Origin of the sequence: Niallia taxi, assembly GCF_032818155.1 — a bacterium.
Taxonomy (GTDB): domain Bacteria; phylum Bacillota; class Bacilli; order Bacillales; family Cytobacillaceae; genus Niallia; species Niallia taxi_A.
Genome location: NZ_CP102590.1, coordinates 1,242,511 through 1,269,191 on the forward strand (window position 1 = coordinate 1,242,511; position 26,681 = coordinate 1,269,191).

Here is a 26,681-nt window from a genome sequence, read left to right on the forward strand (position 1 = left end):
CACATAATATGTAGCTTCTCAATAAGATATCACCTAAGCAGAAGTGATAAAGAAATGCCAAATACCCAAACGGACTTTCCATATGCTTTCCCATTCAATCTTATATGTAAAGATATGAAGTATAACTAGTCACTGATAGTAAAGAAAGGCAACTAACTCTTGAACTGCACTGTAAATATTAGTTGCCCTATAGTATTTTTATATTTATACAGTTAATACTCTACTCGTTATATGAACGAAATTTGTTTAGGATCTTCAAACTTTGGAATCCAGTTACCGTGAGCTTCGATTAAATCGTCGCACATCGCAATGATGTCATCTATTGATAATTCGGCAGAAGTATGAGGATCAAGCATGGCTGCCTGATAAATATGTTCTTTCTTTTTCGTTACCGCAGCTTCAATTGTTAAAAGCTGTGTATTAATATTTGAACGGTTAAGTGCAGCCAACTGTTCTGGAAGATCCCCTACATAACAAGGTGTGATTCCGCTCCGATCAGCAATACAAGATACTTCAACAACGGCTTTTTCCGGTAAATTACTAATTAAGCGCCCTGTATTTAAGATGTTTCCGCCAAATTTAAACGGAATATTCGTCTCTATCGCTTCAATAATACGGGAACCGTATTCGTGCGAACGGGTATGGGTTAAATGCTTATTAAAGACCATCTCGTCGCGCATTTTGTCCCATCGTTCAATTTGTTCTATACATCGACGCGGATACTCATCGAGTGGAATGTTAAATTTCTCGATTAAATGCGGATAATTACGTTTAATGAAATACGGATGGTACTCAGCATTATGTTCAGAGGATTCAGTTACATAGTATCCAAATTTGTCCATTAATTCGAAGCGAACCATATCATTATGTTTTGTTTGTTGTTTTTCCCTCGCACGGCGTTTAATTTCCGGATATAAGTCCTTGCCGTCGCGTTTGATTTCAAGAAGCCATGCCAGATGGTTAATACCAGCAATTTTTTCTTCTACTCCTTCGTGATCCATACCTAAGGATTTAAGGAGGTGTTCACTGCAAACTTGCACACTATGGCATAATCCAACAGTCTTAACATTTGTATAGCGCAGCATTGCTCCCGTTAATGTTGCCATTGGATTAGTATAGTTTAAAAGCAGGGCATCCGGACAAACCTCTTCAATATCCTTAGCGAAATCCCACATAACCGGAATGGTGCGAAGAGAACGAAAAATTCCGCCAATCCCGATTGTATCAGCAATTGTTTGACGAAGGCCATACTTTTTAGGTATTTCAAAATCTATGATCGTACTTGGTTTGTAGCCACCAACTTGAATAGCATTAATAATGTATTTTGCTCCTCGCAATGCTTCTTTGCGATTTGAATAGGCTTTCACAACGATGTTTGCCTGTAACCCTTGTTTTAAATTATTTAACATATTTTCCGAGTCTTTTAAGCGTTGGTTGTCTATATCAAATAATGCGAACTCGAAACCAGCTAATGCAGGAACATACATGCAGTCACCTAGAACATTTTTTGCAAAAACTGTACTCCCTGCTCCAATAAACGTAATTTTCGACATTAATTAACCTCCTGTTATAGGGCGACTGATTAAATTTTTTAAAAGAAAAAATTGCTTTAAAAAATAAAAAAAGTGGCCCGTATTCAACTTTATATTTTTGTTGTTATAATAATGATAAACCGCTTACATAACTGTATCAATGGTAAGTTAGTGCGATAGGAGGGTGAAATATTGTCCTTAATTTATAGGGGGAAAGCTGTGAAGGATTATCAGACGTACGGTTTTCGTTTTCAAGATGTGGTTCATATGGCAAATATTTTAGTGCTTGGCCGTGAAGAGATAATGCCTGGAGCAGTTTATGATTGGCATGGGTTAAAGCGGAAAGACGTAGGAACTTTTGTTTTTCAATATACTTTGTCAGGAACGGGTAGGATTGATGTAATGGGCAAAAGTTATACAGTGAAGGCAGGAGAAGCCTTTATTGTCGAGATTCCCAGTGATCATCGATATTACTTTCCAAAGGAAAGTGAGGGTTGGGAGTTTCTTTTTATTACATTAGTAGGAAGAGAAGCCTCCGATTGTTGGCGGCTAATGCAAGAACTGAGTGGTCCTGTCTTGAAAGTACCTCCAGATTCAAAGTTAATCCGGCTTTTGCTGAAAATCTATCAAGAAACATCTGAACAAAAGGTTACAGATGCGTATTATGCCTCAGCGAAGGCTTATGAGTTTGTGATGGAATGTTACCGTTTCATAAGGAATATTGAAAAAACAGCGAAAGGTTTCTCTAGCCAGATTACAGAGGCATTAACCTTTATTCAAACACATTATCATGAACCAATCACACTCGACGAAATAGCAGGCGTATCCGGTTTTTCAAGATATTACTTTATTAAGCAGTTTCAGCACCAACTAAATATGACACCTATGCAATACCTTACCAAAATAAGAATTCAAAAGGCAGTAGAGCTTCTTCGTTCAACAAGAACCCCTGTAACAGACATTGCTACCCAAGTAGGTTATGCAAATGCCAACTATTTTAACAAAGTGTTTCGAAAAGCAGTTGGTGTATCAGCCGGGACATTTCGAGAGAGTAAAGACATTGTTGGAATTGATCATTTAATCATTGATTAAGAGTATATCATTTGATTAGTTTAAAAGAGAAATACCGTTTTAATAAGGGCAAACTATTGTGGAAAGAAGAAGTAAATGATGAGAGCAGATTTATCTAGCACATCTCTCATTTGGTTAGAAGAAACAGGGGAGGTGTTGCCTTTAATAATGGGTGACGCCTTATTAGAATCTGCCTTGTTCAAGAGATGCCTAAATATTTAAAGTTGCTAAGGAATACTGAGGAATTATAATTACAAACAAAATAAGCAACCTTACATCAATTGATAATGAAATAAGGCTGCTTAATACCTTTATTAGTGTCAACCTGGCAGGGAAAAGAGGACCTTCCTTATACTCTTAACCTTATAATGTACACCTTCAATTAAGGTAAGATTATTGAGGAATATTTACAGTAAATCTTCTTCGTTTATTTTTTTGTCTTTATGATAATATTTCATATCATTCTCATTGATTTTTCTAAGTACCCTGCAAGGGCTTCCAATTGCTACTACATTAGGCGGAATATCCTTCGTAACTACACTACCGGCTCCAATTACTGTGTTTTCCCCAATACGAACCCCTGGTAAAATAATTGCTCCAGCACCAATCCAAACATTATCCTCAATTACCACAGGCAGGTTATACTGTGCTGCTTTTCTCCGTAATTCGGGATGAATGGGATGAGTTCCAGCATCAATCGTTACATTAGGGCCAATTAATACATTATTTCCTATATAAATATCGGTGTCATCTACCAATGTCAGGTTGAAATTTGCGTAGACATCATTTCCTAAATGTGTGTGTCTTCCCCAGTTTGCATGAAGTGGTGGTTCGATATAAACATTAGTTCCTATTTCCGCAAACAATTTATGCAAAGTTTCCTTTCTTTTTTCTCGTTCAGAAGGTCTAGTGTGGTTAAAGTCATATAATAACTCTAAACCTTGCGTTTGCTCTTTCCCCAAAGCTTCATCATTGCAGAGATATAATTTCCCGCTTTTCATCTTTTCTTTAATAGACATATATATTCACTCCTATTTTCGATTCTATTTGTTAGACTAACCTTATACCGCATTTTTTTGTAAATGCTAGACTATCTTACTTGCATGTAAAGTGAAACAAGAAACCTTCTATTTTCTGAAAGGAGATAAAAAGAGATTTTAACAGGAAATGATTATTCTGTATTCCCTTTTTGTTTTGATTATTTTAATCGTAAAACGTTTACACGCTAACTACAATGGTAAGTTAGTGTGGTAGGAGGGTAAAATCTTGTCTTCCTCGCAAGATAAATTGAACCTGATCTTCACCTTTAAGCACATCCAGACTCACTGCTGGATTCATTCTAAAATCTCCTTCTCTGAATTTTTTCCAGTAGCCTCGATATCCTTAATGCAGCATCACAGCTTCGCTTGTTATACGAAATCAAGTCTCAACAAGCCTCAAACATGTTTCTAACTTTCAGAAGTTTTAACTTTACTTATCTCTTATACTGTTCAACCTACGATACTCAGAAGGGGTTAAAGTAGTTAACTTCTTGAACTGCCTCATAAAATGCACCTCATTTTCATAACCACATAAATTTGAAATTTCTCCCACCTGTGAATCTGATTCCATTAGCAGCTCCTTCGCATAAGTAATTCTACTTTTGATAACATCAGACATACAGGAGATATGGAAGGTGTTTTTATAGATATTTTGTAAATGACCACAGCTTATATGTAGCTTACTAGCCATTAATGCTATTGACCAGTTGTGTTGAGGGTTGCTGTATATTTCACTTCGAAGTTTAATTAGTTCCTCATGAACTTTTGAGCGCCAAGGTTGGAGAGTATTTGTCTCCACCATTTCTTTCGTCTTTACGAATAAAACACGCATCAAATAATCAATGGTTTGCTCCTTGTAAGAATTGATAGAATAAAATTCATTTGCTATTTTTTGGATTAAATCAGATATATATAAATGGTTTGAGATAAAAAGCGGGGTATTCAAATTAATTGGGTATTGGTCAAAAAAAGACGCATTAAGTTCAAAATGTATCCAGTCATTTTTGTATTCCGCTCCGCTCGATCTGTATTCATGAGGATAATTCTTATCAAAGATTATCAGAGTATTAGCGGGTGTAGATACTGCCTCACCATTTATTATGAAAACTGCCGGAGATTTAACAAACAAGAGAAGACACCATTCATACCCTTTGGGACGATTAACAGAAAAATTGTTGCCATGTGTAGAATTGCAACCCATGCGCAGAATTTTAAACATATCTTTAACACCTCAGTATATATCAGTTTCATCTTATTATATGTTATTGAAGATATGCCTTTAAAGTATTATATTGAAACCATTATCAAGTACTTGATGAAAAGTATGAATCTTACTTTTTATCAGTGTTAATATTTGTAGGAATTTTAAGTGATGTTAATAAAACTAATAAAAAGAAGCTTGGAGGGTCTTCATGTATACGAGGTTATTTCAAAATCACATGGTCCGTAGAGAAGTACCACTTGATCCAATATGGGATTTTCATATCTTAAGTTCATCGGAGAAAAAACAAGAGGAATACAAAATGCTTGTTCCGAGCTGCTGGGAAAGCAATCCAAATCTTGCTTCTTATAAAGGCAAGGCAGTGTATTCAAAGAGAGTAACCTTTGGGGGAAATGCCCGTCTAGTATTTAAGGGAGTCAGCCATACGGCATATGTATACCTGGACAAGAAGCAGGTTGGATACCATTATAATGCTTATACAGAATTCAATATATTATTACAGGATATACCTCATGGTGAACATTTACTGGAGATTATTGTGGATAATTCCTTTCATATGGAGTCTGCTTTGCATGTGAGCAACGATTATCATTCTTACGGTGGAATTACGCGGCCGATAGTAATGGAGGAAATTGGTGAAATGTTTATCAAAAATACTCACTTTATCCCATATCAGGAAAATGGGAAGTGGTATGCATCAATCAGAACTTTGCTAAGTAATCTTTCCAATGAGAAAAAGCTTGTAACGCTGAAAATAAAGGTTGGAGATGATGAGATTTCCTTTGTTGACAAAGTACTTCCTCCTAATGCTGAAACACTATTAGAGAATAGCTTTGAGTTTCCTGCTGCAACTACGTATACATTGGAAAATCCGAAATTATATATGCTGGAGGCAAAGCTGTTTGACAAGGGAAAAGAAGTGGACGATTTAATTGATAGAGTAGGCTTTCGTGAAGTAAAAGTCAGTGGAAAGGACATTTTGTTTAACGGAGAAAAGGTGATTATTAAAGGAGTAAATCGCCATGAAGACTATGCAGAATTTGGGTGTGCACTTCCCCTAGAAGCAATGTATCGAGATATTGAAATGATTAAGTCATTAGGTGCAAATTGTATTCGAACTAGTCACTATCCTAATGATGAGCGTTTTTTAGATTTATGTGATGAGAATGGAATACTTGTATGGGAAGAGTCTCATGCAAGAGGATTAAGTGAAGAACAGATGAGACACAAAAACTTTGAGAAACAAAGTTTGGATTGTATTAAAGAAATGATTGAAAGTCATATAAACCACCCATCTATTTATGTATGGGGGATATTAAATGAATGTGTGAGTAACACAGAGTTTGGGAGATCCTGCTACGCAAAGCAGTTTGAACTTATTAAACATTTAGATTCTAGTCGTCCGGTATCCTTTGCAAGTCTTGAAGCACATATAGGTTCAGATCTGTGCCTGGATTTGGTTGATATAGTATCTTTTAATATCTACCCGCGATGGTATCATGAAACATCAGTTAAGGATTCCTTATACAATCTTAAAAAGTTCGTTAATAGTACTTCTGGTGCAGGTAAACCATTACTAATCAGTGAAATTGGAGCTGGTGCAATTTATGGTTACAGGAATAATAATCAGGAAAAGTGGACGGAAGAATACCAGCAGTCTGCTTTAACTGAACAAGTATCTACCATATTATCGGATGAAGATTTAAGTGGAGTAATAATCTGGCAGTATGCAGATTGTAGGGTAGACAAGGGATGGTTTCATGGAAGGCCGAAATCCCAAAACAATAAAGGACTCGTAGATACTTATCGAAGAGAAAAGCTTGCTTATCATAAAGTAAAGGAAATTTTTCATTCCTATTAAGTTTTTAATCTCCAAACAGCGGTAAAAGAAACAATCATTATAAATAATCTGAATTTCATGGATAATGGACAATTGGTAAGAGTTATCCATAAGAAATATTTATCTTTAGAAAGATGTACTATCGTACAATACGGTACATTTTTTTTATAGACAAAAACCCATCCTTTAAAGAGAATAATGAATAATATATAGTGTCAGCCAGTAATTAAAATTTTCTTTTTCTTCACTAATACGATTTTTGTCAACCTTCATTGGTTGACCCTTTTACATAAATAACCCTCATCCGGTCATTCGAAATGGAAGCGATAGTGAAAAAATTCTTGTTACTTAGTTAATTAAGGTATTAAATAAGTTGCAATGGTTAATCTAATACTAAAATTATAAGGACAGGAAAATCTATGGTATTCCTTTTTATTTCGATTATTCTATTTAATGTTATAGCGTTTAAAAAAAATAAAATACCGACAATGAATAGAAAAGTAAATATATGGACATTTACCATTGCGCTTCAGGTGGTTTTTGATGTGGTGATCGAACTTAAGTTTAAAGGATACTGGTATTTTGATAAAGGCGTAGACTGGATGGGAGTTCTTGCACATACAATTCTAATTCCACCATTCAATATAATGTTATTAAGCTTGTTCCCATTTAACTCCAGTTTTGTTAAAAAAGCAATTTTTATTTCTCTTTGCACAGTAGGTATTATTATTTACGAGGCATTGGTTTTAATTCCTGAACCTTGGGGATTCTTCCATCTAGGATGGTGGAAATTATGGTACGATACATTTTGTGCTCCCATGCTTATACTAATTCTAACAGGTTATTATAGATGGATTTGTAAATTAGAAGAAAAGCTGCTTGATAATCATAAAAATTAAGCATAATGATTTGTTTTTATAATGAAGAGAGCTCACTTTTCAAGGCGAGCTCTTTCTTATGTCAAAAAAGTGGCATGTTTTTATTTGCAATTTAATTTATCTTATAGATCCGTGGGAAATTAATATAAACCTTTTGTTATTTTAGTTAATTTAGAATTAATGGAGAAAATCTTTGCATTGATACCTTTTACTCCTAAATTCACTAATCGTTTAGTGTGCATTTCTAAATAATTTGCTGCGTTTTCCTTTGTTTGAAAGCAATAGATGCCCCCAGCTTCACTTGTTTCCTGATTCTCTGTCCAAATCTTCCAAAGAAATCCTTCTTCTTTGTTAATGCTTTCCGCCAGACCAGAAAAAGCCTGAGCCATCTCCTCTCCAAAGGGACCTTGCATCCTAAAATCAACTTGTAAAATATATGCCATTTTATAATCTCCTCTAATTATTCTGCTTGTAGAAAATAGGACTCACCTAGTATTTCTTTTTTATGATAGCTCTCAGAAGAAAGTTTCTCTTTTACAAATGAAGAAACTTCTGATTGATGAATATCGTACATAACTTCAATTTCCTTCGAGAATAATAACTTTTCTTCCTTCAATAGGCCAGAAAGATTAGGCAGAACTCTAGGTTGAATATTCTCGAGATGGAGTGCTTGTTTTAAACCGTTTATATAGTATTCTAGTTGACGAGCTCCGACAATCTTGACACCTTTATTTTCTTGATTGACCATGATAATAGTGGGAAATCCTCTTACACCCAAACTAGCAGCTAGTCTGAAGTCTTCTTTGAGGAGATTCCTTCCGGTTTCCTGTTGTGCTTCCTCTAAAATGGATGCACCATCTAGGCCTAATTTATTCACTATATCAACGAGCATACCTTGATCCCCGATATTTTGATTGAATGCAAATACGGCTTCCCTTGCACGACGTAAAAACGCATTTGCTAAGGATTTACTCCTTTTTTGAATAACCTTATATACTCTAGATGGTGGGAAAGATGATTGAATGGGGTTATCCAGCCAAAGAGATCCATCTATTGGCATGCGGCTGTGTACACCAACTTCTTTCCAATGTTCTGCAACGTCGGAAGGTTTAGAAATACCATTTGCAGCGTCACCAAAGTCTTCCCATTTCTCCAACAATCCTCCCATAACAGTATGAAAATTAAAGTGGTGACCATATTGAGAGACAAGGCGGCGAAGGACGGGCTCCAGTGCCCAACAATGAGAGCAAATTGGATCTGTTACGTAATATAAATCAATTTTTTTATTGGAATTGGTTAAATCAATCATTTCCATTTCGTTATTACCAGGAACACCGCAAATTCCAGTTTCTAAATCACAAGCCATAGGATTTTTGCTCATACAAACTTCTTCACTCCTCTTATTTCTTAATTAGTTTTAAAGCAGATGACCATGAATTGGTTCATCATAAATTGTCAGGTTGTACTCTTTACGATATAACCGAATCAGCTACTTATCTCCAAGCCTTGTTTGTCTTGTGCTTCCAGTAATTATTCCTATTTCTAACCAACATATATCTCTCCTTCCAAGTCAGTTAGTAAAGTTGATTACGATATCATCTTAGTACATAATAAAAATGAACAATACCAATAGATGTTGTCATTTATCGTATATACGACATATTCGATCATTTGTCTAAAAAGGAGGAGATATAGATGACCGAAGTAAAAAAAGATTTGCGATATATTCGCACTCGAAAATCAATTATGGATGCATTTATGATGATATCCGAGAAAAAAGACTTCAAGGATATTACCGTAAAGGATATTACAACAGAGGCTAGATAAACAGGGCAACATTTTATTATCATTTTGTAGATAAATATGATTTATTGGAAAGGGTATTGTCTGAAGTATTCCTAATTAACTTAAATGATGAAATAATTAATGATTTTGTACTTAATGAAGAAGTAATAGTGAACTTATTTTTAGCTATAACTAGCTTCAATAGTTCTTTATCAAGTCGATGTCATAATGGATATGAAGACACGATAGCACGAATAATCAAGGAACAACTGGAGATTATCTTTTATAAAATGTTACAAAGGCAAAGTGAGGGAGAAGAAAGAAATAGAATTGCGTCAGTTATGTTGAGCTGTGGAATATATGGAGCTGCTATTGCTTGGAGTAAAAACAGTGAGTTACCACCGGAAGAGTATATTAAATTGGTTATTCCTTATTTAACTAGCGGATTTTATATAGAGCATAATAAGAAAGATTAATTTGACATTTAGCAAAATAAATGAAAGTATATGCTATAGCATCTATGTTTCTGCACAAATTAATTGTTATATTTTACTTAGTAATAAATAAAGGGGGTAATGTGACAACTAGTCTAATTGTTATTTACAATTGAAGAAATAATAATTGTTTGTATAATACATGCTATAGCATGTATTAATTCTATTGAAGAAAAAGGTGATTACTATCTCTATTTTAGTAAATGTTGTTCAAGTATTATTATTTATCTTTTTCATTATGACCGGAACAAAAATAATTTCTGGAAAAATGGCTGAAGAATTTAAGCGGTTTGGTTTTCCATCTATTTTTAATTTTCTTACTGGTGCTTTTGAAATAATTGGTGCAATTGGTATGTTAATTGGTATATGGGTTCCGTACGTTTCGTTATTTGCAGGATTACTATTAGGTGGAACTATGTTTGTTGCTGCTCTTACTTTAGTAGTAATAGTAAAAGATCCATTAAAAAAGGCAATCCCAGCAATAATTTTAATGATTTTAAGTTTAGGTGTAAGTTCCTTTTATATTTTTTAATATAAATATTTGCTGAAGACAGAAGAACAGTATATTCAAGAAGGGGTAGCTATTCAGGCTTATATGGTATATTTATTAATTCAGGTTTTGATAAAATGAACAGTATGGTACCCCTAAACCTACAATAAATTTAATTCAAAATTAAAGTATAGGTACCAATTCGTTAATATAATCTTTATAGAGGTGAAGTATGGAATTACATGATTTAATTGGCTATCTTGTTCATCGGACAGATGTAAAGATGACCAATTATTTTACCAAGAGATTAAAGCCCTTTGAAGTTACTCCAGAGCAATGGGGAATCATTAGTGTGCTTTGTAAGCATGAAGGGACAACACAAAAAGAATTGGCTGCAGCAATTGATAAGGATCAGACAACAGTAGCAAGAATGATACAGTCTATGGAGAAAAAAGAAATTATACAAAAAAGAAACAATGCTCAAGATAAACGTTCTCAAAACCTTTACTTAACTGAAAAGGGACACGAAATAAAAACCAAAATATTACCTGTAGTTATGGAGGCCCATCAGTCTGTAACAAGTAATTTAAGTGAGCAAGAAATACAATATTTAAAAGAACTATTAAATAAATTATGGGATACAAAATATTAATCATTTCCTTCATAAATCCTTCCATTTTGTAGTAACTCAGATATTAAATTTGTTATAAAGGATAATTTTCCATCCGTTAATTGTGACTTTTTATAAAATTATATCTAGTATGCACGATTTTTTTTGACTCTTAACAAATAGCCTAACGTTAGAATCACAGATATTGTTTTATGTTAGTTACATGGCAGCATTCATATAATTAAAGTAAATAGTCACTCTTATGTAACATTCGCAGCTGCTATGCGGAAGAAGGATTTTTTTATATCTTGGCGAATTGGTTCAATAGTATAAGAACGAGCTGCCATTTTAAGTATCAATTTTTTAGAGAGAATAGATGTTGATATGAATCAATTGCTCAGGAGGAGGTTAATTACATACATCTTGATACATATGAGATGGAACAACACATTCAGTGGATGTAAAAACATTCGAATGAAGGAAAAGAATGTTAAAGAGGGAAATAGAATTGCAATGGCATAAGTTAGACAAGTTTCTAGAGGAGAAGTAATAAATAAGAAGTGAAATTGGGTCGTAAAGTATGGAGTTCAATAAGTAAAACTAATGAATGAAACTTAAGAAAAAGGTACCGGAAGGATTCTGTTTCTAATAATATTTGGAGGAAAGAATATGACGAAAGATGAAGTACTTCAGTTAGAAAAGGAATTATCCTTTGATTCCTTCAGTAATGAAGATGCTTATAATATAGCCTTAAGTATTGTAAATAGAATAAAGAAAGACCAGTTAAAAAATATAAGAATAAGAGCTGTTTTAGATGGCGAGATAGTATTTCAGTATCTGATGAAAGGCAAAAAAGGTGATATCTGGTTAAACAGAAAACAGAATACTATTGAAAGATTCCATCATAGCGGATACTACATTTTCTTAGATAATGAAGAAAATGGTACCTATGAACAATATAAAGATGATGAAACGATTGTAATTTGCGGTGGAGGCTTTCCAATCATTGTTAAAGATGAGATAGTTGGTAGTTTTATAGTAAGTGGATTAGACCATGTTGAGGATCATCAGTTGATTGTTGATGCTTTTAGGGAATATAAAATAAAAAAAGTTGACGCTTTCATAAAGGGAGTATAAACTAATTAATTAAATAAACAAATTGGACATGTGACTGGTAATGCAGGCAGGATCTATAAATAACAAATAATACTTTTTGTATTTGTTATTTTAGGTCCTGCCTTTTTTTGTTTTAATCCAGCGACGCTACAATACTATTAAAAAGGAGTACACAGGATGAGCTACAAACAAACAGCAGCAGAGGTGTTAAAGTATGTGGGCGGGAATAAAAACGTTTCCCACCTTGAGTATTATTCGACAAGATTACGTTTTTCCTTAAATGATAATAGTAAAGCAAATGTAGATCAGTTAAAAAAGATTCCAGGTGTAATGGCGGTTAAAATGAACGCCCAATGCCAAGTTGTCATAGGTAATGAAGTAGTTGAAGTATATAACGAGGTAAAAAAACTTTTAGTACCAAATGAAGGAGACAGATGATTACATATATGGAAGGAATTAAAAAAGAAGAAATAAAAAACAAAACAATAAAAATAATCGTAAAGTGGAGCGATAACAACACTGAACATGAATCGCATAGTACCTTAAAAAAGAACAAACAGAAAACAGGCATTAAAAGTTTGAAATCTTGACTTCTATGCCTGTTTTCTATGTTTATAAGATAGTGTCTTTCAAGATGGATATATTAACTGCAGCTTAATTACTTTATGAAAAAAAAGGCACAATTTCTGTTATAAATCAAAACTAGCTTATGGAAGAAATGGGGCAGGTGTGCGGCCGAGCCTAGGTCGTACCATTGGGGATACCAGAACATGAGGATAAAATCGTACAAAAAGGCATTTCCAAAGTACTTAATGCAATTTATGAGAATGACTTTCTAAATTCTTCAGTACAATACCGTAAGGTAGAAAGGCTCTCTTCTACTCGACTAGCTCAAGAGGAAAATGAAGTGAGTTGTGCTAAAATTAAAACCAGTCTATTGTTGAGTATCAAAAGAAATGATCATTATATATTTTTTAATGGGGGATTGAAATGCTACTATTTCCTACTGGGAAACAACCAAAATTTATTATGGATTTGAAAGACATTATAGATGCTCCAAAAGAAATTTCATTACAAGTGTCACAAACAGGGCAGCATTCCTGTAATAAATGAAAACTTGTCAATGGAAAAAACATGGAAGGTTAGCTAAAGAATCAATGTAAAAAGGAGGTTAGAATGTTCTAATCTCCTTTTTTATTAACCATTTTTTCTGCTATTAGTTTAAAATCTTTTTCGCTTATTTCTATATGACCATATCGAAAGGAATAACCCCAGTATTTTGTATTTTTAATAAATGACAGTTTTAAAATTAGTGGTTTAATGGGTGTTTCAATGCTAGGAATAAAATCAATATTTCTTCGGAAAGGTACAAAATCATTCCCCATATTCACCTGATAAACATCTTCATCAATAATTTTTCCAATAGCAGTAAATTTTTGATGAGGAGCACTTTCTTTATAATTAACCTTGGGAGAGTAATAAATTATCCAATCACCAGTGCTCATCTTTCTTAAAGGCGCATGTTTGCCATGACAAAGCTGAGCGAATCCACCTTGGACTGCATTTAAAACATGATCACGAGAAGCAACACCAATCCAGTACCTTTTTTCATTATGCATTAGAGTTAGCATCCACAATTATCAGATGGATTAACATTTAGAGGAGCATCTGAGACAGGAAAATTCATTTCTTTCCACGCAGCTATCCCACCAGACAACTCTTTTACTTTATAACCACGCTCTAACAAAAATACTGCTACTTTAGCTGCTGTATTACACCAGACATCCCAACAGTAAACAATAATTTCTTTATTTTTAGGAATTTCATGTATTCGCTCTTGCAACTCTTGTTGAGGAATAATATTAGCATTTTTTATTGTTAGACTTCTTACATGTTCAGGACCGTTTCTTACATCAATTAAGAAGTATCTTTCTGGATCGACTTGTGCCAATCTTAAATAATCCATAGGACTAACAGTTGCTTCCAGACGTGCTTTAAAATAATCGAGTGCATTCATAAATAAATTCCTCCAGTTTTATAGTTAGTTCCAAATTTTTACAAGTAACTCCTTAAGCAATTGTTTTTCTTGATTGTTTAAAGGGGTGAGTACTTCTAATTCCGTTTCAATTAGAAATTCCCAACGTGAATCTAAAACTTGAGTCCCTTTTGATGTGATTAAAAGACTATAGGATCTTCTATCATTAGGATTTCTAGTTCTCTCTACAAATCCTAAAGTTTCTAGGTGATCGATATGGCTAACCATAGTCGTCCGATCAATTTGTAGATTTTCGGAAATATCCTTTTGTGAAGAATAAGGGTTTCCGCTAATAAATAAAAGGACTCCATATTGTCTAGCATTAATTTTATAAGGGGTCAGTCCTTCAGCAAATTTAGTTTCCATTTGTTGAAGAACTTTTCCTAGTAAAAAGCCATAAGATTGATTCCATTTTTCCAAGTGTAATATTCACCTCCTGTATTAATCAGTTTTACTAATAATCAGCATAACTGATTAATTGTTAAAATTCAAGTACTTACGTTCGTATAAAAAATAAATAGTCAGTTAAAGTTTTCCTTTTATCAAATAAAGTTTTTAAGATAAGGTATTTTAACTAGGGGGGACGACTTCTGATTCTCTTTTTTAGGTCATTAAATGACGAAAAAGTATAAATTTGTGAACGATTTCACTTAAACAAACGGGGGCTTTAGTAAAAGAAGAAAGGGATTTACATATAATTCAACTGGCCATAAAAGAAAAGTTAGTTGATGATATATCTTTAATAGTTGTTCCAACATTATTAGGTGTTGGATTGCAGTTATTTAAAGAAAGTGACTTTCAATTAGACTTAACACTTATAAACACAAGAGTCTCTAATCAATTTGTGCAACTAAATTATAAAGTTAAGTAGTGGAACTCACTATTTCCTATATTAAGAGCCCTTGCAGTTGCAAGGGCTTTTTTTTGAGTGTTCTAAGCAAGACTAATCCCTGCTATGGTGGGCCATCGACAAACGGCTAAAAAGGAAGTAGGTTTTTATACCTTTCTTTTCATTGGTCCATTCTTGCGGGACAGATGAGAATCTGCTGAACAACGTACATAAATCAAGAAATCAACCCTCTATTTGCAGAGCCTCTGGGAGCATTAATCAAAAAGAGATTATAGTTCTTTTGTTTGCGAAATAACTCCAAAAGTGACGCTCATCTAGAGTTAGGATGAATTAGTCATTAAATAAGTGATTTTAAATAATTATGATTACGATTATCAATTGAGTATATAGAACTATTAATATTGGTTCATAAATGGCGAAAAAATAGTAGGGGATAAATATACCAACGTTGTTTTTAATTAGTAATGTAAGAAGAATTTGTATGTGAATTTAGGAGTAATAGTGGACTTTGTGCGCGCCGAAGTCCCTTTACATAAATACTTTCTTATTTAGGAGGATACGTTTTGGGTTTCAACAATATATCTAGAAAAATTTTTGCATTTTTATTACTGATCATCCTATCAGTAACTTCTGTTTTACCTAGTAATACTGCTCAGGCAGCTTCTGAACCAAGACAAATGGAGAAATTGGGTAGAGGTGTGGTTGCTGTACGTGATGGTTCAGATGTATTTATCAGTTGGCGCTTGCTTGCTTTGGAACCAACTGAAGTTGGTTTTAATATCTATCGTACTACGAGTGGTGAGAAAGAAATAAAACTTAATTCTTCTGTTCTAACAGAAGGTACCAATTTTACAGATACTAGTGCAGATTTAACCAGGGAACATGATTATACGGTTAAGCCTGTTATCAATGGAAAGGAACAAGAGGAAGATACTGCAAGTTCATCCTTTACTTTTAAAGCTAACACAGCGGATGGGCCTTACTTAACAGTCCCATTAAAAAGTGGAGGACCAATTCGTAATGTTTGGGTTGGGGATTTTGATGGAGACGGTGAATACGATTATTTTGTTAGTCGTCATAAAGAAACACATCAAATAGTGGAAGCATACAAACGTGATGGAACATTCCTGTGGTCTGCAAACCTCGGGCCAAATAGTGAAAATAAAAATAGAATCTCTCCTGGTTCTGCTACATTAGATACCGGCATGTGGGATGGTGCAACGGTTTACGATTTAGATGGTGATGGAAAAGCAGAAGTAATTCTTAAAATTGCCAATGGTGTCACATTAGGAGACGGCCAAGTTTGGAATGATAGTAATAATAATAAGCAGTGGATTGCCGTTCTTGATGGAATGACAGGAAAGATAGAAGCTTCTCACCCACTTCCTGATGATTATCTTTCCATTGGACCTCTGGCAACTCAATTAGGAGTTGGTTATGTGAATGGAAAAACACCAAGTATTGTTGTTTTCGCAAAAAACCGTAACAAGGATAAAACCTTTAATTTAGTTGTTTCTACATACAGCTATAACGGTTCTAATATGAAGATGGATTGGAAATGGTTGCGTGGATCACAGGAAACCATTGACGGACATCAAATGAGGATCGCTGATTTAGATGGCGATGGGAAAGATGAGATAAATGAAGTCGGTTTTGCACTCAACAGTGATGGTAGCTTGCGATATACATTAGCCGACAGTAATGTTAGACATGGAGACCGTTTTTATATTGGGAAATTTGATCCAAACTCTCCTGGTCTTCAAGGATATGGTGTTCAACAGAATAACAAAACTGGTATACTTGAGCATTATTATGATGCTACAACAGGCTTCATGCATTGGCAACATATAGATGAGGCAACAGCTGGATTACAAGATATAGGACGTGGTGATATCGGAGATTTGGACCCTCGATACCCTGGATTTGAGGTATGGTCTTTTTCTGGAATTTATAATGGCCCTACCAATACCCAAATTACAACAAAAGAAAATCAACCATATCCTTCTTTCCGTTTATGGTGGGATGGAGATCTTTTAAGTGAAAGTTGGAATGATGGGAAAATTGAAAAGTGGAACTATGAAACGAGTAAGGTTTCACGACTGGTCACAAATTATAAATTCGAGAATGCTAAAGTTAATGATCGCAGAGCACCTGCTTTTTATGGAGACATTTTCGGAGATTGGAGAGAAGAAGTTGTGATGACAAATAACGACTATTCCAAGCTTGTTATATTCACCACATCTACACCAAGCAATACACGTCTATATACGCTTGCTCAAAATCCAATGTATCGAAATAGCATGACAATAAAGGGATATTATCAATCACACTTACCTGACTACTATCTTGGTAGTGAAATGACTATTCCTTCAAAACCTAATATCTATTTAGCAGAATAGTAAAGTAGTGTAGGTTCACTTTTAGGTGCAGGCCTTGGCCTTGGCCTACATCTGTCAAATCAAACTAAACATGAAGAAAATGAAAAGAGCTTAAGATACTAACTATTTCTTTAGGATAAATCTTGTTAAGGAATATAGTTAATAAGCAAAGACATTAATCATATATGGTTATTGTCTTTTTTTGGAGTTTTATATAAAAAGTTATAAGAAGGATAAAGTGGTTGAAATTGTGAAAGGTTACACTTATAATACGAACGGGGGCATTAATCCAATAAGGGATAATGCCCTTTTTGGCTATGGTACTAACGTGGCAGTTTAGCATAATAAGGATGCTAATAATCCAGGAGACCTTATTTTTCTTTTATTAGTGAGAAAGTCCTCTTGTTTTTTTACCTAACGGTAGGTAAAATTATATCAATTGGGATTTATTTACTGCTAAGGAGTGATACTTATCAATAAAAAAGAATTAACCTCTACTCAAATTCTTGAAGCAGCATTAAGTCTTTTTAAAAACTTCGGTATAGAGAAGACAAGTTTAGCGATGATAGCAAAAGAAGTAGGGATTACAAAACCTTCAATTTACTATCATTTTTCGTCGAAGGAAGAGTTAGTAGAACACTCTTTTAATCATACTCTTAGGAACTATAAATTTAATGCATTTTTCCATATTAATGAACTAAATAAAGATAACTATGGTGAAAAACTGTATCAATTTGGATTAGACTTATTACCAACTACAGTGGATGACAACTATGAATTAGTAAAGGTTTTAAATGAATTCACATTATTATCCAGTCGGAATTCTAATTTTAAACAGCGTCTTGTAAGTGTACAATTCGAGTTTATTAACGGATTTAGAAATATTTTATTAAAAGGAATTGATGAAGGAGTTATTAAAGTTTCTAATGTTGATAATTATGCTCAAATTCTAGCATTAGTCATTGATAATATAGCGAGGAGTATAATGATGGGCTTTGATATTGATTACAAGGAAGTTTGGAAAGAAACAGTTAATAGTTTATTAAAAGAGGAAGAGAGAATATAGGTAATTAAATATTTGAAAGAGAGGTATCTAAATGAGGTATTTTATTATAACGGGAACTTCTAGAGGTATTGGAGAATCATTGGCAAGGATATTGTTAAATGATGAGAATAATCAGGTTATATGTATTTCAAGAGGTATGAGTGAAAATTTAAATTTTCAATCAGGATTAAAACCAGTTAATGTATTTAATTTTTCTTTTGACCTTAATAATTTATCGGATATTGAATCCCTTTTTCAAAGTGTATTTAGTTTTATTAATGAAGATAATGTTGATTCTATTTATTTAATCAATAATGCAGGTATTCTTTCCCCTATTGGACCGATTGAAGAAACTATTAGTGAAGATGTCATTAGAAATATTAATGTAAACTTAATTGCTCCAATTTTGCTAACATCTCATTTTATTAAGTACACAAAAAATTGGAAAATAGACAAAAGAGTATTAAACATCTCTTCTGGTTCTGCAAAATATTTGCTTCCTTCACAAAGCCCTTATAGTACAGCAAAAGCTGGGCTAGATTCGTTTACAAAAAGTATTTATATAGAACAAAAAGAAGAACCTTTTCCAGTAAAAGTTGCATCAGTTTATCCAGGTGTAATTGATACAAAATTACAAACTGAAATACGGTCAACAAGTAAGGAAAAGTTCCCATATGTTGAATTGTTTAATCAATTATATGTAGAAGGAAAGTTACAAACACCTTTAGAGACTGCTGAAAAACTAATTCAACTATTAATGAGTAGTGATTACGGTAAAGAGACTTTAGTAGAAGAATTAACACAAATGTAATTTACATAAGTAAAGCATAATATGGTACTGAATATATTTTGAAGGCAGTTAGAACGTGAAGGAATGAACTTAAACTAACGGGGGCGTTTGTTCCATAAGAGAACTTCAAAATGGTAAATATGTCGTTACATGTGACCTAGTTTTGGATATGTCTCCAAGTCAATTAGCTTAATAATTGCTAATTAAAAAAGTTTGTGGAATACTTATAGAAGTCCTATAAGGACTGATTTTTAGGAGGTACATATATGAACAAAACAGAACTTATTAATGCAGTAGCTGAAAACTCTGAACTATCAAAAAAAGACTCAACTAGAGTAGTTGACTCCTTAATGGAAACAATCACAACAGCATTAAAAAATGGTGAAAAAGTAGAGATTCTAGGATTTGGATCTTTTTCTGTTAGTGAACGTGCTGCAAGAAAAGGACGTAATCCTCAAACTGGTGAAGAAATAGAAATTGCAGCAAGCAAAGCACCAACTTTTAAAGCTGGAAAAAACTTAAAAGATGCTGTGAAAGAATAAGAGCTTTAGTATATGGTAGGGGATTAATCCTCTACCTCTTTTTATATGCCTTTTAATTTCTTTAAGTATTAATTTTTAGTCAGTTTGCTCCGAGTAGCAAAACTAAATATTTATATAACCAGGTGGAATGTTATGACTGGTTCCAAGAACGAATGATTATAGTACCAATTGGAGAAATTAAAACTGCCTAGAAATAGACTGGAGTTTCATTAACGGACAAGAGAAGAAGTATAAACAATTAATATACGAATATATAAATCTGCGTTAATTTCTTATTAACGCTTAATAAATTTTGGTTGAAAGTGCGTCTAATTCCTTGATTTATAAGGGGTTAGGCGTTTTTTTGTTATTTTCAATTTCATACTAAGAGGGATTAACGCTTATATTAGGAGTTAACGCTCATTTCCTTTGTGAAACTGAGTATTTACGAGATAAGTGGTTTGTTTATTGAGGGAGATTAGTTAAGAAGGAAACTAATAAGCGGATACAGTGTATCGTATCCGCTTATTTCTAAAAAAGTTCTAAGGTAAGGGGTATTTGAAGATGGGAGTATTTAATTTTAACTCTTCGGCAAATCATACATTTAAGTCCTTATGCTTTTGTAACTAGACGTTTTTTTTTATATCATGCTTTATCAATGTTTGTCGGTTAAAAAATTTTTCAAAAAGAATTCCTGTTATATAGTAAAACACGAGGCCAAAACAAATATGAATAAGAGTAAATTTAGAGCCAAATGAAGTGATTTCATAGACTATAACTGGTAATTTTACTGTTGACCAAGCACCTAAGAAAAACACTATATAGCGGACGCTGGCTCCTTTTTTTAATAATAGTACTGCAATTGGAAAGGCAATATAAAGAGGGCCTGCAGCCACCGTTGCTAATAATAAGGTGAAGAAAACTCCATATATACCTGATTTTTCCCCCATATACCGAATAAGTGATTCTTTCTTTACCCATTGATCTAATAATCCCACTAAAATGAATATAGGAGGAAGAAGGAATAACATATCTAAAATACTTTTCCCAGTAATCTGAATGGTTTTTAAAGCAATAGAGTGATTAATAAACGCAATTATAAGTAGCCCTAATAATAAAAAGGAAAAGAACCGATATTTTTTTAGCATTGTCATGTCATTGTCACCCCAATAATCAATGCGAATAGAAGAGACATTACTATGGCAGATATATTTCGAGCATAAGCAAATCTTCTTCCAAAAGTTTTTTGTTCCATAGATAAAGTTACAAGTCCTACTGACATCATTGTTGACATTAATACGGCTACTTGTGGAAGCGCAGCACCATTTTGAATTAATGTATTTCCAAGAGGAAAGACAATAAAGCTTGGTACTAAAGCAATAGAGCCGATGATTGTTGAGTAAATGATACCTAGTAACCCGGAACTTTCACCAATAATCGATGAGATAAAAGTCGGTGTAAATAACGATAATGCTAGCCCAATAAAAAGCATAATGGCCAATAAATCCGGTAAAACATTGCAGAACATTTTCCATGAACTCAAAAGGGCAACCTTTGTTTTATGTTTGTCTTTTATGAAAGAAATACCTAAATAAATAGTGGCAATAGTATAGAGAATAATTCCACTAATCATCATATTAATCGTTCCATTCTTTATATCTTTCTAGGAAAAACGATAAATTTTTTATTTTTTCTTCAATATCGATTTGAAACTTCTCTAATTTCCTTTTACCTAGATTAGTGATTTTGTACATCCTTATTGGTTTATCTCGATCAGATACATCAAGATAAGACTCTACAGCACCTTCTTCCTCTAATTTTTTTAGTGTGCGATATAATATCGAACTATCAATTGGATTAATGGGAAGTTCTTCCTCACATTTTTGTAGGAGTTTCCCACCATAGTTATCGCCCTCTGTTAAAAACAGCAATAGAAATGCACCTGTATGTCTCCCTGTATGTTTCATAAATTATATACCTCCCTTTTATCAATAACATAGTACTGTTAATAACAGTATGCTGTAATTAACAGTTCTGTGTCAATTTTTTCTTTATTGAGAATTAAAAACTTTATTTGAAGTATGAAAAGGGGAAAGGGTTAGCCTCAATGAATTTACAAAGTTTTAACTGAGGTGGCAGCATTCCTGTATTAAATAAGAACTAGCTTATGGTAGAAACATGGCACGTTAGTGAAAGATAAATTGTTAAAAGTCCACCTGTATTAAATACCATTAATTTACAAACCGGATGGGGGATTATTGTACTTACTGTCTCGTTAACAATATATCAATAAAAAGGGCAGTGCCCTTTTTTTATTGCGATTTTTTCAATTGTTTACTATATATTTTTGTTGGTCTAACTGGGTGGCTCCTTTAATATAAGGTATCCCTTTTCATATTTTGCTAAAAGGGCAACATTCCTGTAATATCTGAAAATGTGGTTTGAAAGGAAAAAGACCTCTTGATAAGATAAATGTGTCCTGAGCTGGCCAGCAAAAAGGAACAATATATCTATTCGGAGGTCTCACCATGAATTATAACCAAAAACATAAAATAGCTTAAATTACACCTAAAACCTTAGTGATTGGTATTGGTATTGCCAAACATCATCACGTAGCTAGAGCGCAGGATTATCGTGAAATAGAGCTAGGTTCTACTTGTTTGTTTAATAATAATCATGAAGGATTCAGGACTTTTATTAATTGGATTAATCAAATAAAAGAGTCATGTGGAATGGAGTCTGTCATTACTAGAATGAAGCCAACAGGCCATTATTGGCTTAATTTACATATTCTAAAGGAGCAACAGATTAAGCTCGTAACAGTCAAGCATAGTAAGGAGCTAAACGATAACTCTCCAACTAAAAATAATGTCAAAGACGCAAAAGTCATTGCACAACTAGTCAAAGATTGTAGATACGTCGAACCAACGATCAGTTACATATCTTGTACCTGAATTACTTCCGGTGACACTGAGGAAATGCATAATTTTTGTAATAGTAAGTGTGAGATACAAAACATCGAAGTCTAGACTGCGGAACAATTGCTTCTTTCATCATAGGATGCTTTCTTGATGTAAGCCCGGAAGGTGTAGTATGTGTCTAAGTCTAAATTCATTGAAGAGGATCGTAAAAACAAGATAAAAAGGGGAGATTCATAAAATGTATATTTGGGAATGTATGAAATATTATACGTATTTAATGAATGATTTTATATGGTGTCCTATTTTATGTGCATAGTGTGGGTGGAAAATAGGAGTTGTTTTATGTGTGAGATTATTGTTACAAAATGCGTATATTGTGCAAGATGATTTACATTACAATATAAAGATAGAATATTCACTGGGTGTGAAATAAAAACACCCATAGTCATGAAGTGAACCAATTACATATAACAATTGACGTCCATTCATCTAGCTATGGGTGTTTTTCTTTTATATCTTAAATCGCTGAATTAATGATTGTAACTCTGTTGCTAAATTTGCTAGGGTAGTGGCGGATGCGGAGATTTCCTCCATTGATGCCACTTGTTCTTCTGTTGCAGCTGAAATATTACCTGTTTTTGATGCAGCATCTCCAGCCATGTGACTCACTTCCTGTACAGAGTCATTAATCATATTCGTATTGTCTTTTAATTGTTGTAAGGAACCAAATACTTCTTCAATTAAAAGAACTAATTCCCTTACCGAACTTTCAACATGTTTAAAGGATTCTCCCGCTTCATTCACGATAGATAACCCTGATTGTACGTCTGATGTCGCTGTATCCATGGAAGCAGAAGTGGTTTTTGTATCTTCTTGTATTTGAGCAATAAGTGTTGAGATTTGTTCCGCAGATTGAGAAGACTTTTCTGCTAATTTTCTTACTTCCTCTGCAACTACTGCAAACCCTTTTCCTTGCTCACCAGCTCTCGCCGCTTCTATAGCAGCATTTAAAGCTAATAAATTGGTCTGAGAAGAGATATCCGTAATAACTTTCGTAATATCTCCGATTTCATTCGTACGTGATTCTAAGGAACTTACGGATTTCGCTAGATTAATAACATTTAAATTAATAGAGTTCATTTGTTTAGTAGCTTCAATCATGCTTTCTGCACCTTTAGCGGATATCTTAGATGCTTCCTCTGCTGTTACGACTACTTTCTCTGCATGGTGTGTAATAGTAGTTGTGCTATCAGATATTTTGTTGATACCTTCGGAGCTAGAGCCAATTTGCTGCATTTGATTCTCAGAACCAGCTGCTAGTTCTTGGATGGTTTCAGATATGTGTTCACTAGCTCTCGTATTTTCTTCCGCACTTGCACTTAATTCTTCTGAAGAAGCCGCTAATTGTTGTGATGATTCATTAATCGTTTTGACTACTTCTCGTATACCTTCTGACATCCCGTTGAAACTCACTGCCAAGGAACCGATTTCATCTTTAGCATCGTAAGTAGACAGTTCGGTGAAATCGCCATTTTTTCCTTTTTCCATTAATACTTCTAATGTTTTTAGTGGCTTGGTAATCATTCTAGAAATATAAATACCTATAAAGACAGTCACTGCAATAGCTATGATCATGATAATAACAAATGTAATTAAGGCTTTTTGTGCTTCTTCTTTGTTCTCTTTTGCGATTATTTCTGCTGTGTCTAAGTTTATTTTTTGCAAGGCATTCAGTTTTTCATCAATAACTTGCTTTTTAGCTTTTACCTCCGTGTTATAGAGTTTAAAAGCCTCCTCATTTTTATTTTGCATTCCTAATTTAATTGCTGTTAATCTTGCTTCTCTAAAATCATCTAATATTTCATTGTAAGTTTCTAAAGCAGAATGTTCCTCATTGGATAAATCTAGTTTTTCTATTTTACTCTTATACAAATCTATTTCTTCTGTTGATGCGTTAAAAGCATCCATAATATTATTATTTTCTTCTTCACTCTTTGTATTGAATAATTCAAGAACATAAGCATCATTCTGAGTGTTGTTTAGTTGCATTTTAGCTATCCAAGTATTAGGAATAAGTCTATCTTTATACATAGCATTTGTATTCTTTGACATTTGTTGCAACCCATTAACTCCATAAATACCTACAATCAAAAGAAAAATACTACTAAGAATAATTAGTATGAATATTTTTTGCGATACTTTCCTGTTTTTCATAAAATTCATTTCACTATCTCCTTTAATATAATAACTTAGGCCATATGGCAATAATCTCTGTTTCATACTGTCACTTGGTGTGCTTGGTGCATGTGCCAGCATGACCTAAGCGTTTGGAGAGTATGTCCGTAGAAATGAACCAAAACCTTTCTATTGATTTATCGGTAGATTACCCTTGAAAAACAAATGGTAATATTACGCATTAAAGGGATTTTTTATAGGGGGTAAACAGGAGTTTACGCAGCTAATAAAAAAAGGACAAGCATTATAGCTGTCCAATATGTCGGGGTGACCTACTCTATGTAAAACATACATATCTGTAGTCGTTTCAAATATCAACCGAGTATCTTTGTTCACATATACTTCTTGATATGACGTGCTTTTTACAATGTGACACCGCAAAGAAGGTTTTTATTAATCCGTTTACAATTGATAGGGTAGTAACAATCGAGCTTTCATCACCTTCAAGAAGTAGAATGATCGGCATATAAACGAGGTACCCTTTAATTTTTGATTTCACGATGAAGGGGGAGCAATACTCTTTTGGTGTACGTTTATGAGATTGTTCTGGTTCACGAGTAAGTAAGGCTGCTTTATTCATTAAGTGATTATAAAAATCTGGTTTAGGAACGCACTTCGTTTTTTCTATATTTCGTCATCAGAGGGAGGAATGAATCCTGTCCGCATATTAGGCATAATATTATGTAGGGTACACGTAATCACCGGTGTTTACATTCGTTACATACGCAATGACCCCTTGGTAATAAGGAGATCTATCCATGGTCTTGCTCCTTTTCTAAATGTCTTTTTATTATATCGGATGAAATTGGGAAGGTTTTTGTACTTTATAAGGCATAGCGCATTGGCGATATGTCTAATAGGAATAAGTATGTAAACAAAAGGTTTTGTAATTGGAAAAACAATACCAAAGAAGGTGTTGTTATTTGTAATAATTTGGTACCTTAGTATTCTGGTACAAGATTTTTTACAATAGGGAGGAAATACAATGTTTTTTATGCCTTTTTATATGGGTATTACAGTCGGTCTCATCATTTACTTACTAGCATTTATTTTCAGAAAGAACAAAAAGTCAAGTATCGCACTAATCCCTGGATATATTGGTGTTATAGCAGGACTCGTACTATTTTTATATGGCTATATGTTTATCAGAGGATTTGAGGGAGCTGCATACTCCATGATGGGTGTTCCGATCCTCATTATTTCAATTATTTCTATCTTTAGTAAAAAACCAAAAACCGAACCCCATCAGCATTGAGAGTGATTCGTTATTTTTAATAAATTTATAATTTTATCTTATTCATCCTTCTTTCCAATGCAGTTATATTGTCTATCTTTTACCCTAGTAGATGGTTGCGTTAATAAAAAAAACAACGTGGATATACCGCGTTGTTTTTTGCGTAGTTAATTAAGCTTGGTTCCAGAAGTACATTGAGATAAGAGGAATAACACCTGTTACAAGAAGGATAAGGCTATTCCCGATAATCCCTGTTATTTTTAATGATTTAACTTTAGTCCCAATTCCAAGGAACAAGCCAAGTACAGGTAAACCAATACATAGCAGAATCATTACTGGACCAAAGAATAGGTCTCCGCCAGCCATTGAAACTACATACACTACTATTGGAATAATAAAGAAAATGATTGATAGAATTCCTGTTTTCATAATTTTTCCTTTCCACATTAATGTAAAATTATCACGTATTTAGAAAAGTTAAAAAATAGGAAAATAAGGATATATCTTAAAATAGGAATCCTTTTTATTTATACTTTATATTCCTTTCTCCCAGTATCTATTTATGCTGCTGCAGCTTTCCCCAGTATATGTTCC

25 protein-coding genes and 2 pseudogenes are annotated in these 26,681 nt (G+C 33.6%); 14 read left to right on the top strand and 13 right to left on the bottom strand.

The features are described 5' to 3' along the window. Positions 1-227 precede the first annotated feature (227 nt). Positions 228-1,553 carry an alpha-glucosidase/alpha-galactosidase gene (melA, locus tag NQZ71_RS25105; RefSeq protein WP_260054429.1) on the bottom strand — a complete coding sequence of 442 codons (1,326 nt, stop codon included), beginning with the start codon at positions 1,551-1,553 and terminating at the stop codon, positions 228-230. 171 nt (positions 1,554-1,724) lie between these two features. Here melA and NQZ71_RS25110 point away from each other — a divergent pair, with 171 nt between their 5' ends. Next, positions 1,725-2,624, top strand: a complete 900-nt coding sequence (locus tag NQZ71_RS25110; protein ID WP_317012008.1) for an AraC family transcriptional regulator — start codon at positions 1,725-1,727, stop codon at positions 2,622-2,624. A gap of 386 nt (positions 2,625-3,010) precedes the next feature. Here NQZ71_RS25110 and NQZ71_RS25115 read toward each other — a convergent pair whose 3' ends face one another. Continuing rightward, positions 3,011-3,622 (bottom strand): sugar O-acetyltransferase, encoded by a 612-nt coding sequence (locus tag NQZ71_RS25115; protein WP_317012009.1) that lies wholly within the window; start codon positions 3,620-3,622, stop codon positions 3,011-3,013. Positions 3,623-4,073: 451 nt separating this feature from the next. After that, positions 4,074-4,862, bottom strand: a complete 789-nt coding sequence (locus NQZ71_RS25120) for an AraC family transcriptional regulator (protein ID WP_317012010.1) — start codon at positions 4,860-4,862, stop codon at positions 4,074-4,076. A 193-nt stretch (positions 4,863-5,055) separates the two neighbouring features. Between NQZ71_RS25120 and NQZ71_RS25125 the strand changes: the two genes are divergently transcribed. Together NQZ71_RS25125 and NQZ71_RS25130 are read left to right on the top strand one after the other, a co-directional pair. Then, on the top strand, positions 5,056-6,726 hold the full coding sequence (locus NQZ71_RS25125) for a glycoside hydrolase family 2 protein (protein WP_317012011.1): 1,671 nt from the start codon (positions 5,056-5,058) through the stop codon (positions 6,724-6,726). Positions 6,727-7,250: 524 nt separating this feature from the next. Further along, the gene (locus NQZ71_RS25130; RefSeq protein ID WP_317012012.1) at positions 7,251-7,604 is read left to right on the top strand and encodes a hypothetical protein; all 354 of its coding nucleotides are present in this window, start codon (positions 7,251-7,253) and stop codon (positions 7,602-7,604) included. Positions 7,605-7,723: 119 nt separating this feature from the next. Here NQZ71_RS25130 and NQZ71_RS25135 read toward each other — a convergent pair whose 3' ends face one another. Both NQZ71_RS25135 and NQZ71_RS25140 read right to left on the bottom strand, forming a co-directional pair. Next, positions 7,724-8,026, bottom strand: a complete 303-nt coding sequence (locus NQZ71_RS25135; RefSeq protein ID WP_144455229.1) for a monooxygenase — start codon at positions 8,024-8,026, stop codon at positions 7,724-7,726. A gap of 17 nt (positions 8,027-8,043) precedes the next feature. Further along, positions 8,044-8,964 (bottom strand): DsbA family oxidoreductase, encoded by a 921-nt coding sequence (locus NQZ71_RS25140; RefSeq protein ID WP_144455227.1) that lies wholly within the window; start codon positions 8,962-8,964, stop codon positions 8,044-8,046. Between the two features lie 314 nt (positions 8,965-9,278). Here NQZ71_RS25140 and NQZ71_RS25145 point away from each other — a divergent pair. The 5 genes and pseudogenes from NQZ71_RS25145 to NQZ71_RS25165 all read left to right on the top strand — a co-directional run bounded on the left by NQZ71_RS25145 (position 9,279) and on the right by NQZ71_RS25165 (position 12,516). Next, a pseudogene (locus tag NQZ71_RS25145) lies at positions 9,279-9,844 on the top strand (TetR/AcrR family transcriptional regulator). A 199-nt stretch (positions 9,845-10,043) separates the two neighbouring features. Next, the gene (locus tag NQZ71_RS25150; protein WP_275008757.1) at positions 10,044-10,394 is read left to right on the top strand and encodes a DoxX family protein; all 351 of its coding nucleotides are present in this window, start codon (positions 10,044-10,046) and stop codon (positions 10,392-10,394) included. 190 nt (positions 10,395-10,584) lie between these two features. After that, complete coding sequence (locus NQZ71_RS25155; protein WP_144455225.1) at positions 10,585-11,004, top strand: MarR family winged helix-turn-helix transcriptional regulator; 420 nt, start codon at positions 10,585-10,587, stop codon at positions 11,002-11,004. 627 nt (positions 11,005-11,631) lie between these two features. Then, positions 11,632-12,099 (top strand): heme-binding protein, encoded by a 468-nt coding sequence (locus tag NQZ71_RS25160; RefSeq protein ID WP_275007520.1) that lies wholly within the window; start codon positions 11,632-11,634, stop codon positions 12,097-12,099. 156 nt (positions 12,100-12,255) lie between these two features. Continuing rightward, positions 12,256-12,516 (top strand): PTS sugar transporter subunit IIB, encoded by a 261-nt coding sequence (locus tag NQZ71_RS25165; RefSeq protein WP_275007519.1) that lies wholly within the window; start codon positions 12,256-12,258, stop codon positions 12,514-12,516. Positions 12,517-13,259: 743 nt separating this feature from the next. Here the strand turns inward: NQZ71_RS25165 and NQZ71_RS25175 are convergent. The 3 genes from NQZ71_RS25175 to NQZ71_RS25185 are packed head-to-tail and all read right to left on the bottom strand — an operon-like array spanning position 13,260 to position 14,533. Next, positions 13,260-13,697: an EVE domain-containing protein gene (locus NQZ71_RS25175; protein ID WP_317012014.1), complete on the bottom strand. Its 438-nt coding sequence runs from the start codon at positions 13,695-13,697 to the stop codon at positions 13,260-13,262. A gap of 5 nt (positions 13,698-13,702) precedes the next feature. Next, positions 13,703-14,095 carry a rhodanese-like domain-containing protein gene (locus tag NQZ71_RS25180; protein WP_317012015.1) on the bottom strand — a complete coding sequence of 131 codons (393 nt, stop codon included), beginning with the start codon at positions 14,093-14,095 and terminating at the stop codon, positions 13,703-13,705. 24 nt (positions 14,096-14,119) lie between these two features. Then, positions 14,120-14,533 carry a MarR family winged helix-turn-helix transcriptional regulator gene (locus NQZ71_RS25185; protein WP_317012016.1) on the bottom strand — a complete coding sequence of 138 codons (414 nt, stop codon included), beginning with the start codon at positions 14,531-14,533 and terminating at the stop codon, positions 14,120-14,122. A gap of 993 nt (positions 14,534-15,526) precedes the next feature. Between NQZ71_RS25185 and NQZ71_RS25190 the strand changes: the two genes are divergently transcribed. The 4 genes from NQZ71_RS25190 to NQZ71_RS25205 all read left to right on the top strand — a co-directional run bounded on the left by NQZ71_RS25190 (position 15,527) and on the right by NQZ71_RS25205 (position 19,718). Next, a complete protein-coding gene (locus tag NQZ71_RS25190) occupies positions 15,527-17,362 on the top strand; it encodes a rhamnogalacturonan lyase family protein (RefSeq protein ID WP_317012018.1) in 1,836 nt (611 codons plus the stop codon). Between the two features lie 442 nt (positions 17,363-17,804). Further along, positions 17,805-18,407, top strand: a complete 603-nt coding sequence (locus tag NQZ71_RS25195) for a TetR/AcrR family transcriptional regulator (RefSeq protein WP_260055944.1) — start codon at positions 17,805-17,807, stop codon at positions 18,405-18,407. A 31-nt stretch (positions 18,408-18,438) separates the two neighbouring features. Continuing rightward, positions 18,439-19,197 carry a (S)-benzoin forming benzil reductase gene (locus NQZ71_RS25200; protein WP_317012019.1) on the top strand — a complete coding sequence of 253 codons (759 nt, stop codon included), beginning with the start codon at positions 18,439-18,441 and terminating at the stop codon, positions 19,195-19,197. Between the two features lie 245 nt (positions 19,198-19,442). Further along, entirely contained in the window at positions 19,443-19,718 is a 276-nt protein-coding gene (locus NQZ71_RS25205; RefSeq protein WP_275007504.1) for an HU family DNA-binding protein, read from the top strand. A 605-nt stretch (positions 19,719-20,323) separates the two neighbouring features. Here the strand turns inward: NQZ71_RS25205 and NQZ71_RS25210 are convergent. Genes NQZ71_RS25210 through NQZ71_RS25220 form a run of 3 tightly spaced genes read right to left on the bottom strand, consistent with a single transcriptional unit; the run spans position 20,324 to position 21,664 of the window. Beyond that, complete coding sequence (locus NQZ71_RS25210; protein ID WP_275007503.1) at positions 20,324-20,851, bottom strand: permease; 528 nt, start codon at positions 20,849-20,851, stop codon at positions 20,324-20,326. Then, a complete protein-coding gene (locus tag NQZ71_RS25215; RefSeq protein ID WP_275007556.1) occupies positions 20,848-21,330 on the bottom strand; it encodes a hypothetical protein in 483 nt (160 codons plus the stop codon). Before NQZ71_RS25215 ends, NQZ71_RS25210 begins: the two co-directional genes overlap by 4 nt. Positions 21,331-21,334: 4 nt before the next feature. Continuing rightward, entirely contained in the window at positions 21,335-21,664 is a 330-nt protein-coding gene (locus NQZ71_RS25220; protein ID WP_317012020.1) for a PadR family transcriptional regulator, read from the bottom strand. A 594-nt stretch (positions 21,665-22,258) separates the two neighbouring features. Here NQZ71_RS25220 and NQZ71_RS25225 point away from each other — a divergent pair. Further along, positions 22,259-22,630, top strand: a pseudogene (locus NQZ71_RS25225) (IS110 family transposase); the annotation flags it as partial. A gap of 498 nt (positions 22,631-23,128) precedes the next feature. On the opposite strand, the gene NQZ71_RS25230 reads toward NQZ71_RS25225, so the two are convergent. Then, positions 23,129-24,841 (bottom strand): methyl-accepting chemotaxis protein, encoded by a 1,713-nt coding sequence (locus NQZ71_RS25230; RefSeq protein ID WP_317012022.1) that lies wholly within the window; start codon positions 24,839-24,841, stop codon positions 23,129-23,131. A 997-nt stretch (positions 24,842-25,838) separates the two neighbouring features. Between NQZ71_RS25230 and NQZ71_RS25235 the strand changes: the two genes are divergently transcribed. After that, a complete protein-coding gene (locus tag NQZ71_RS25235; RefSeq protein WP_275007497.1) occupies positions 25,839-26,108 on the top strand; it encodes a YesK family protein in 270 nt (89 codons plus the stop codon). Between the two features lie 150 nt (positions 26,109-26,258). Here NQZ71_RS25235 and NQZ71_RS25240 read toward each other — a convergent pair whose 3' ends face one another. Beyond that, positions 26,259-26,516 carry a hypothetical protein gene (locus tag NQZ71_RS25240; protein ID WP_317012024.1) on the bottom strand — a complete coding sequence of 86 codons (258 nt, stop codon included), beginning with the start codon at positions 26,514-26,516 and terminating at the stop codon, positions 26,259-26,261. Positions 26,517-26,681: the final 165 nt, after the last annotated feature.

Excerpts from the sequence above, each read along its gene's own strand:
- melA (WP_260054429.1), bottom strand. The coding sequence starts at position 1,553 with ATGTCGAAAATTACGTTTATTGGAGCAGGGAGTACAGTTTTTGCAAAA.
- NQZ71_RS25115 (WP_317012009.1), bottom strand. The coding sequence starts at position 3,622 with ATGTCTATTAAAGAAAAGATGAAAAGCGGGAAATTATATCTCTGCAAT.
- NQZ71_RS25120 (WP_317012010.1), bottom strand. The coding sequence starts at position 4,862 with ATGTTTAAAATTCTGCGCATGGGTTGCAATTCTACACATGGCAACAAT.
- NQZ71_RS25125 (WP_317012011.1), top strand. The coding sequence starts at position 5,056 with ATGTATACGAGGTTATTTCAAAATCACATGGTCCGTAGAGAAGTACCA.
- NQZ71_RS25135 (WP_144455229.1), bottom strand. The coding sequence starts at position 8,026 with ATGGCATATATTTTACAAGTTGATTTTAGGATGCAAGGTCCCTTTGGA.
- NQZ71_RS25140 (WP_144455227.1), bottom strand. The coding sequence starts at position 8,964 with ATGAGCAAAAATCCTATGGCTTGTGATTTAGAAACTGGAATTTGCGGT.
- NQZ71_RS25155 (WP_144455225.1), top strand. The coding sequence starts at position 10,585 with ATGGAATTACATGATTTAATTGGCTATCTTGTTCATCGGACAGATGTA.
- NQZ71_RS25160 (WP_275007520.1), top strand. The coding sequence starts at position 11,632 with ATGACGAAAGATGAAGTACTTCAGTTAGAAAAGGAATTATCCTTTGAT.
- NQZ71_RS25165 (WP_275007519.1), top strand. The coding sequence starts at position 12,256 with ATGAGCTACAAACAAACAGCAGCAGAGGTGTTAAAGTATGTGGGCGGG.
- NQZ71_RS25175 (WP_317012014.1), bottom strand. The coding sequence starts at position 13,697 with ATGCATAATGAAAAAAGGTACTGGATTGGTGTTGCTTCTCGTGATCAT.
- NQZ71_RS25180 (WP_317012015.1), bottom strand. The coding sequence starts at position 14,095 with ATGAATGCACTCGATTATTTTAAAGCACGTCTGGAAGCAACTGTTAGT.
- NQZ71_RS25200 (WP_317012019.1), top strand. The coding sequence starts at position 18,439 with ATGAGGTATTTTATTATAACGGGAACTTCTAGAGGTATTGGAGAATCA.
- NQZ71_RS25205 (WP_275007504.1), top strand. The coding sequence starts at position 19,443 with ATGAACAAAACAGAACTTATTAATGCAGTAGCTGAAAACTCTGAACTA.
- NQZ71_RS25210 (WP_275007503.1), bottom strand. The coding sequence starts at position 20,851 with ATGACAATGCTAAAAAAATATCGGTTCTTTTCCTTTTTATTATTAGGG.
- NQZ71_RS25215 (WP_275007556.1), bottom strand. The coding sequence starts at position 21,330 with ATGATTAGTGGAATTATTCTCTATACTATTGCCACTATTTATTTAGGT.
- NQZ71_RS25220 (WP_317012020.1), bottom strand. The coding sequence starts at position 21,664 with ATGAAACATACAGGGAGACATACAGGTGCATTTCTATTGCTGTTTTTA.
- NQZ71_RS25230 (WP_317012022.1), bottom strand. The coding sequence starts at position 24,841 with ATGAATTTTATGAAAAACAGGAAAGTATCGCAAAAAATATTCATACTA.
- NQZ71_RS25235 (WP_275007497.1), top strand. The coding sequence starts at position 25,839 with ATGTTTTTTATGCCTTTTTATATGGGTATTACAGTCGGTCTCATCATT.
- NQZ71_RS25240 (WP_317012024.1), bottom strand. The coding sequence starts at position 26,516 with ATGAAAACAGGAATTCTATCAATCATTTTCTTTATTATTCCAATAGTA.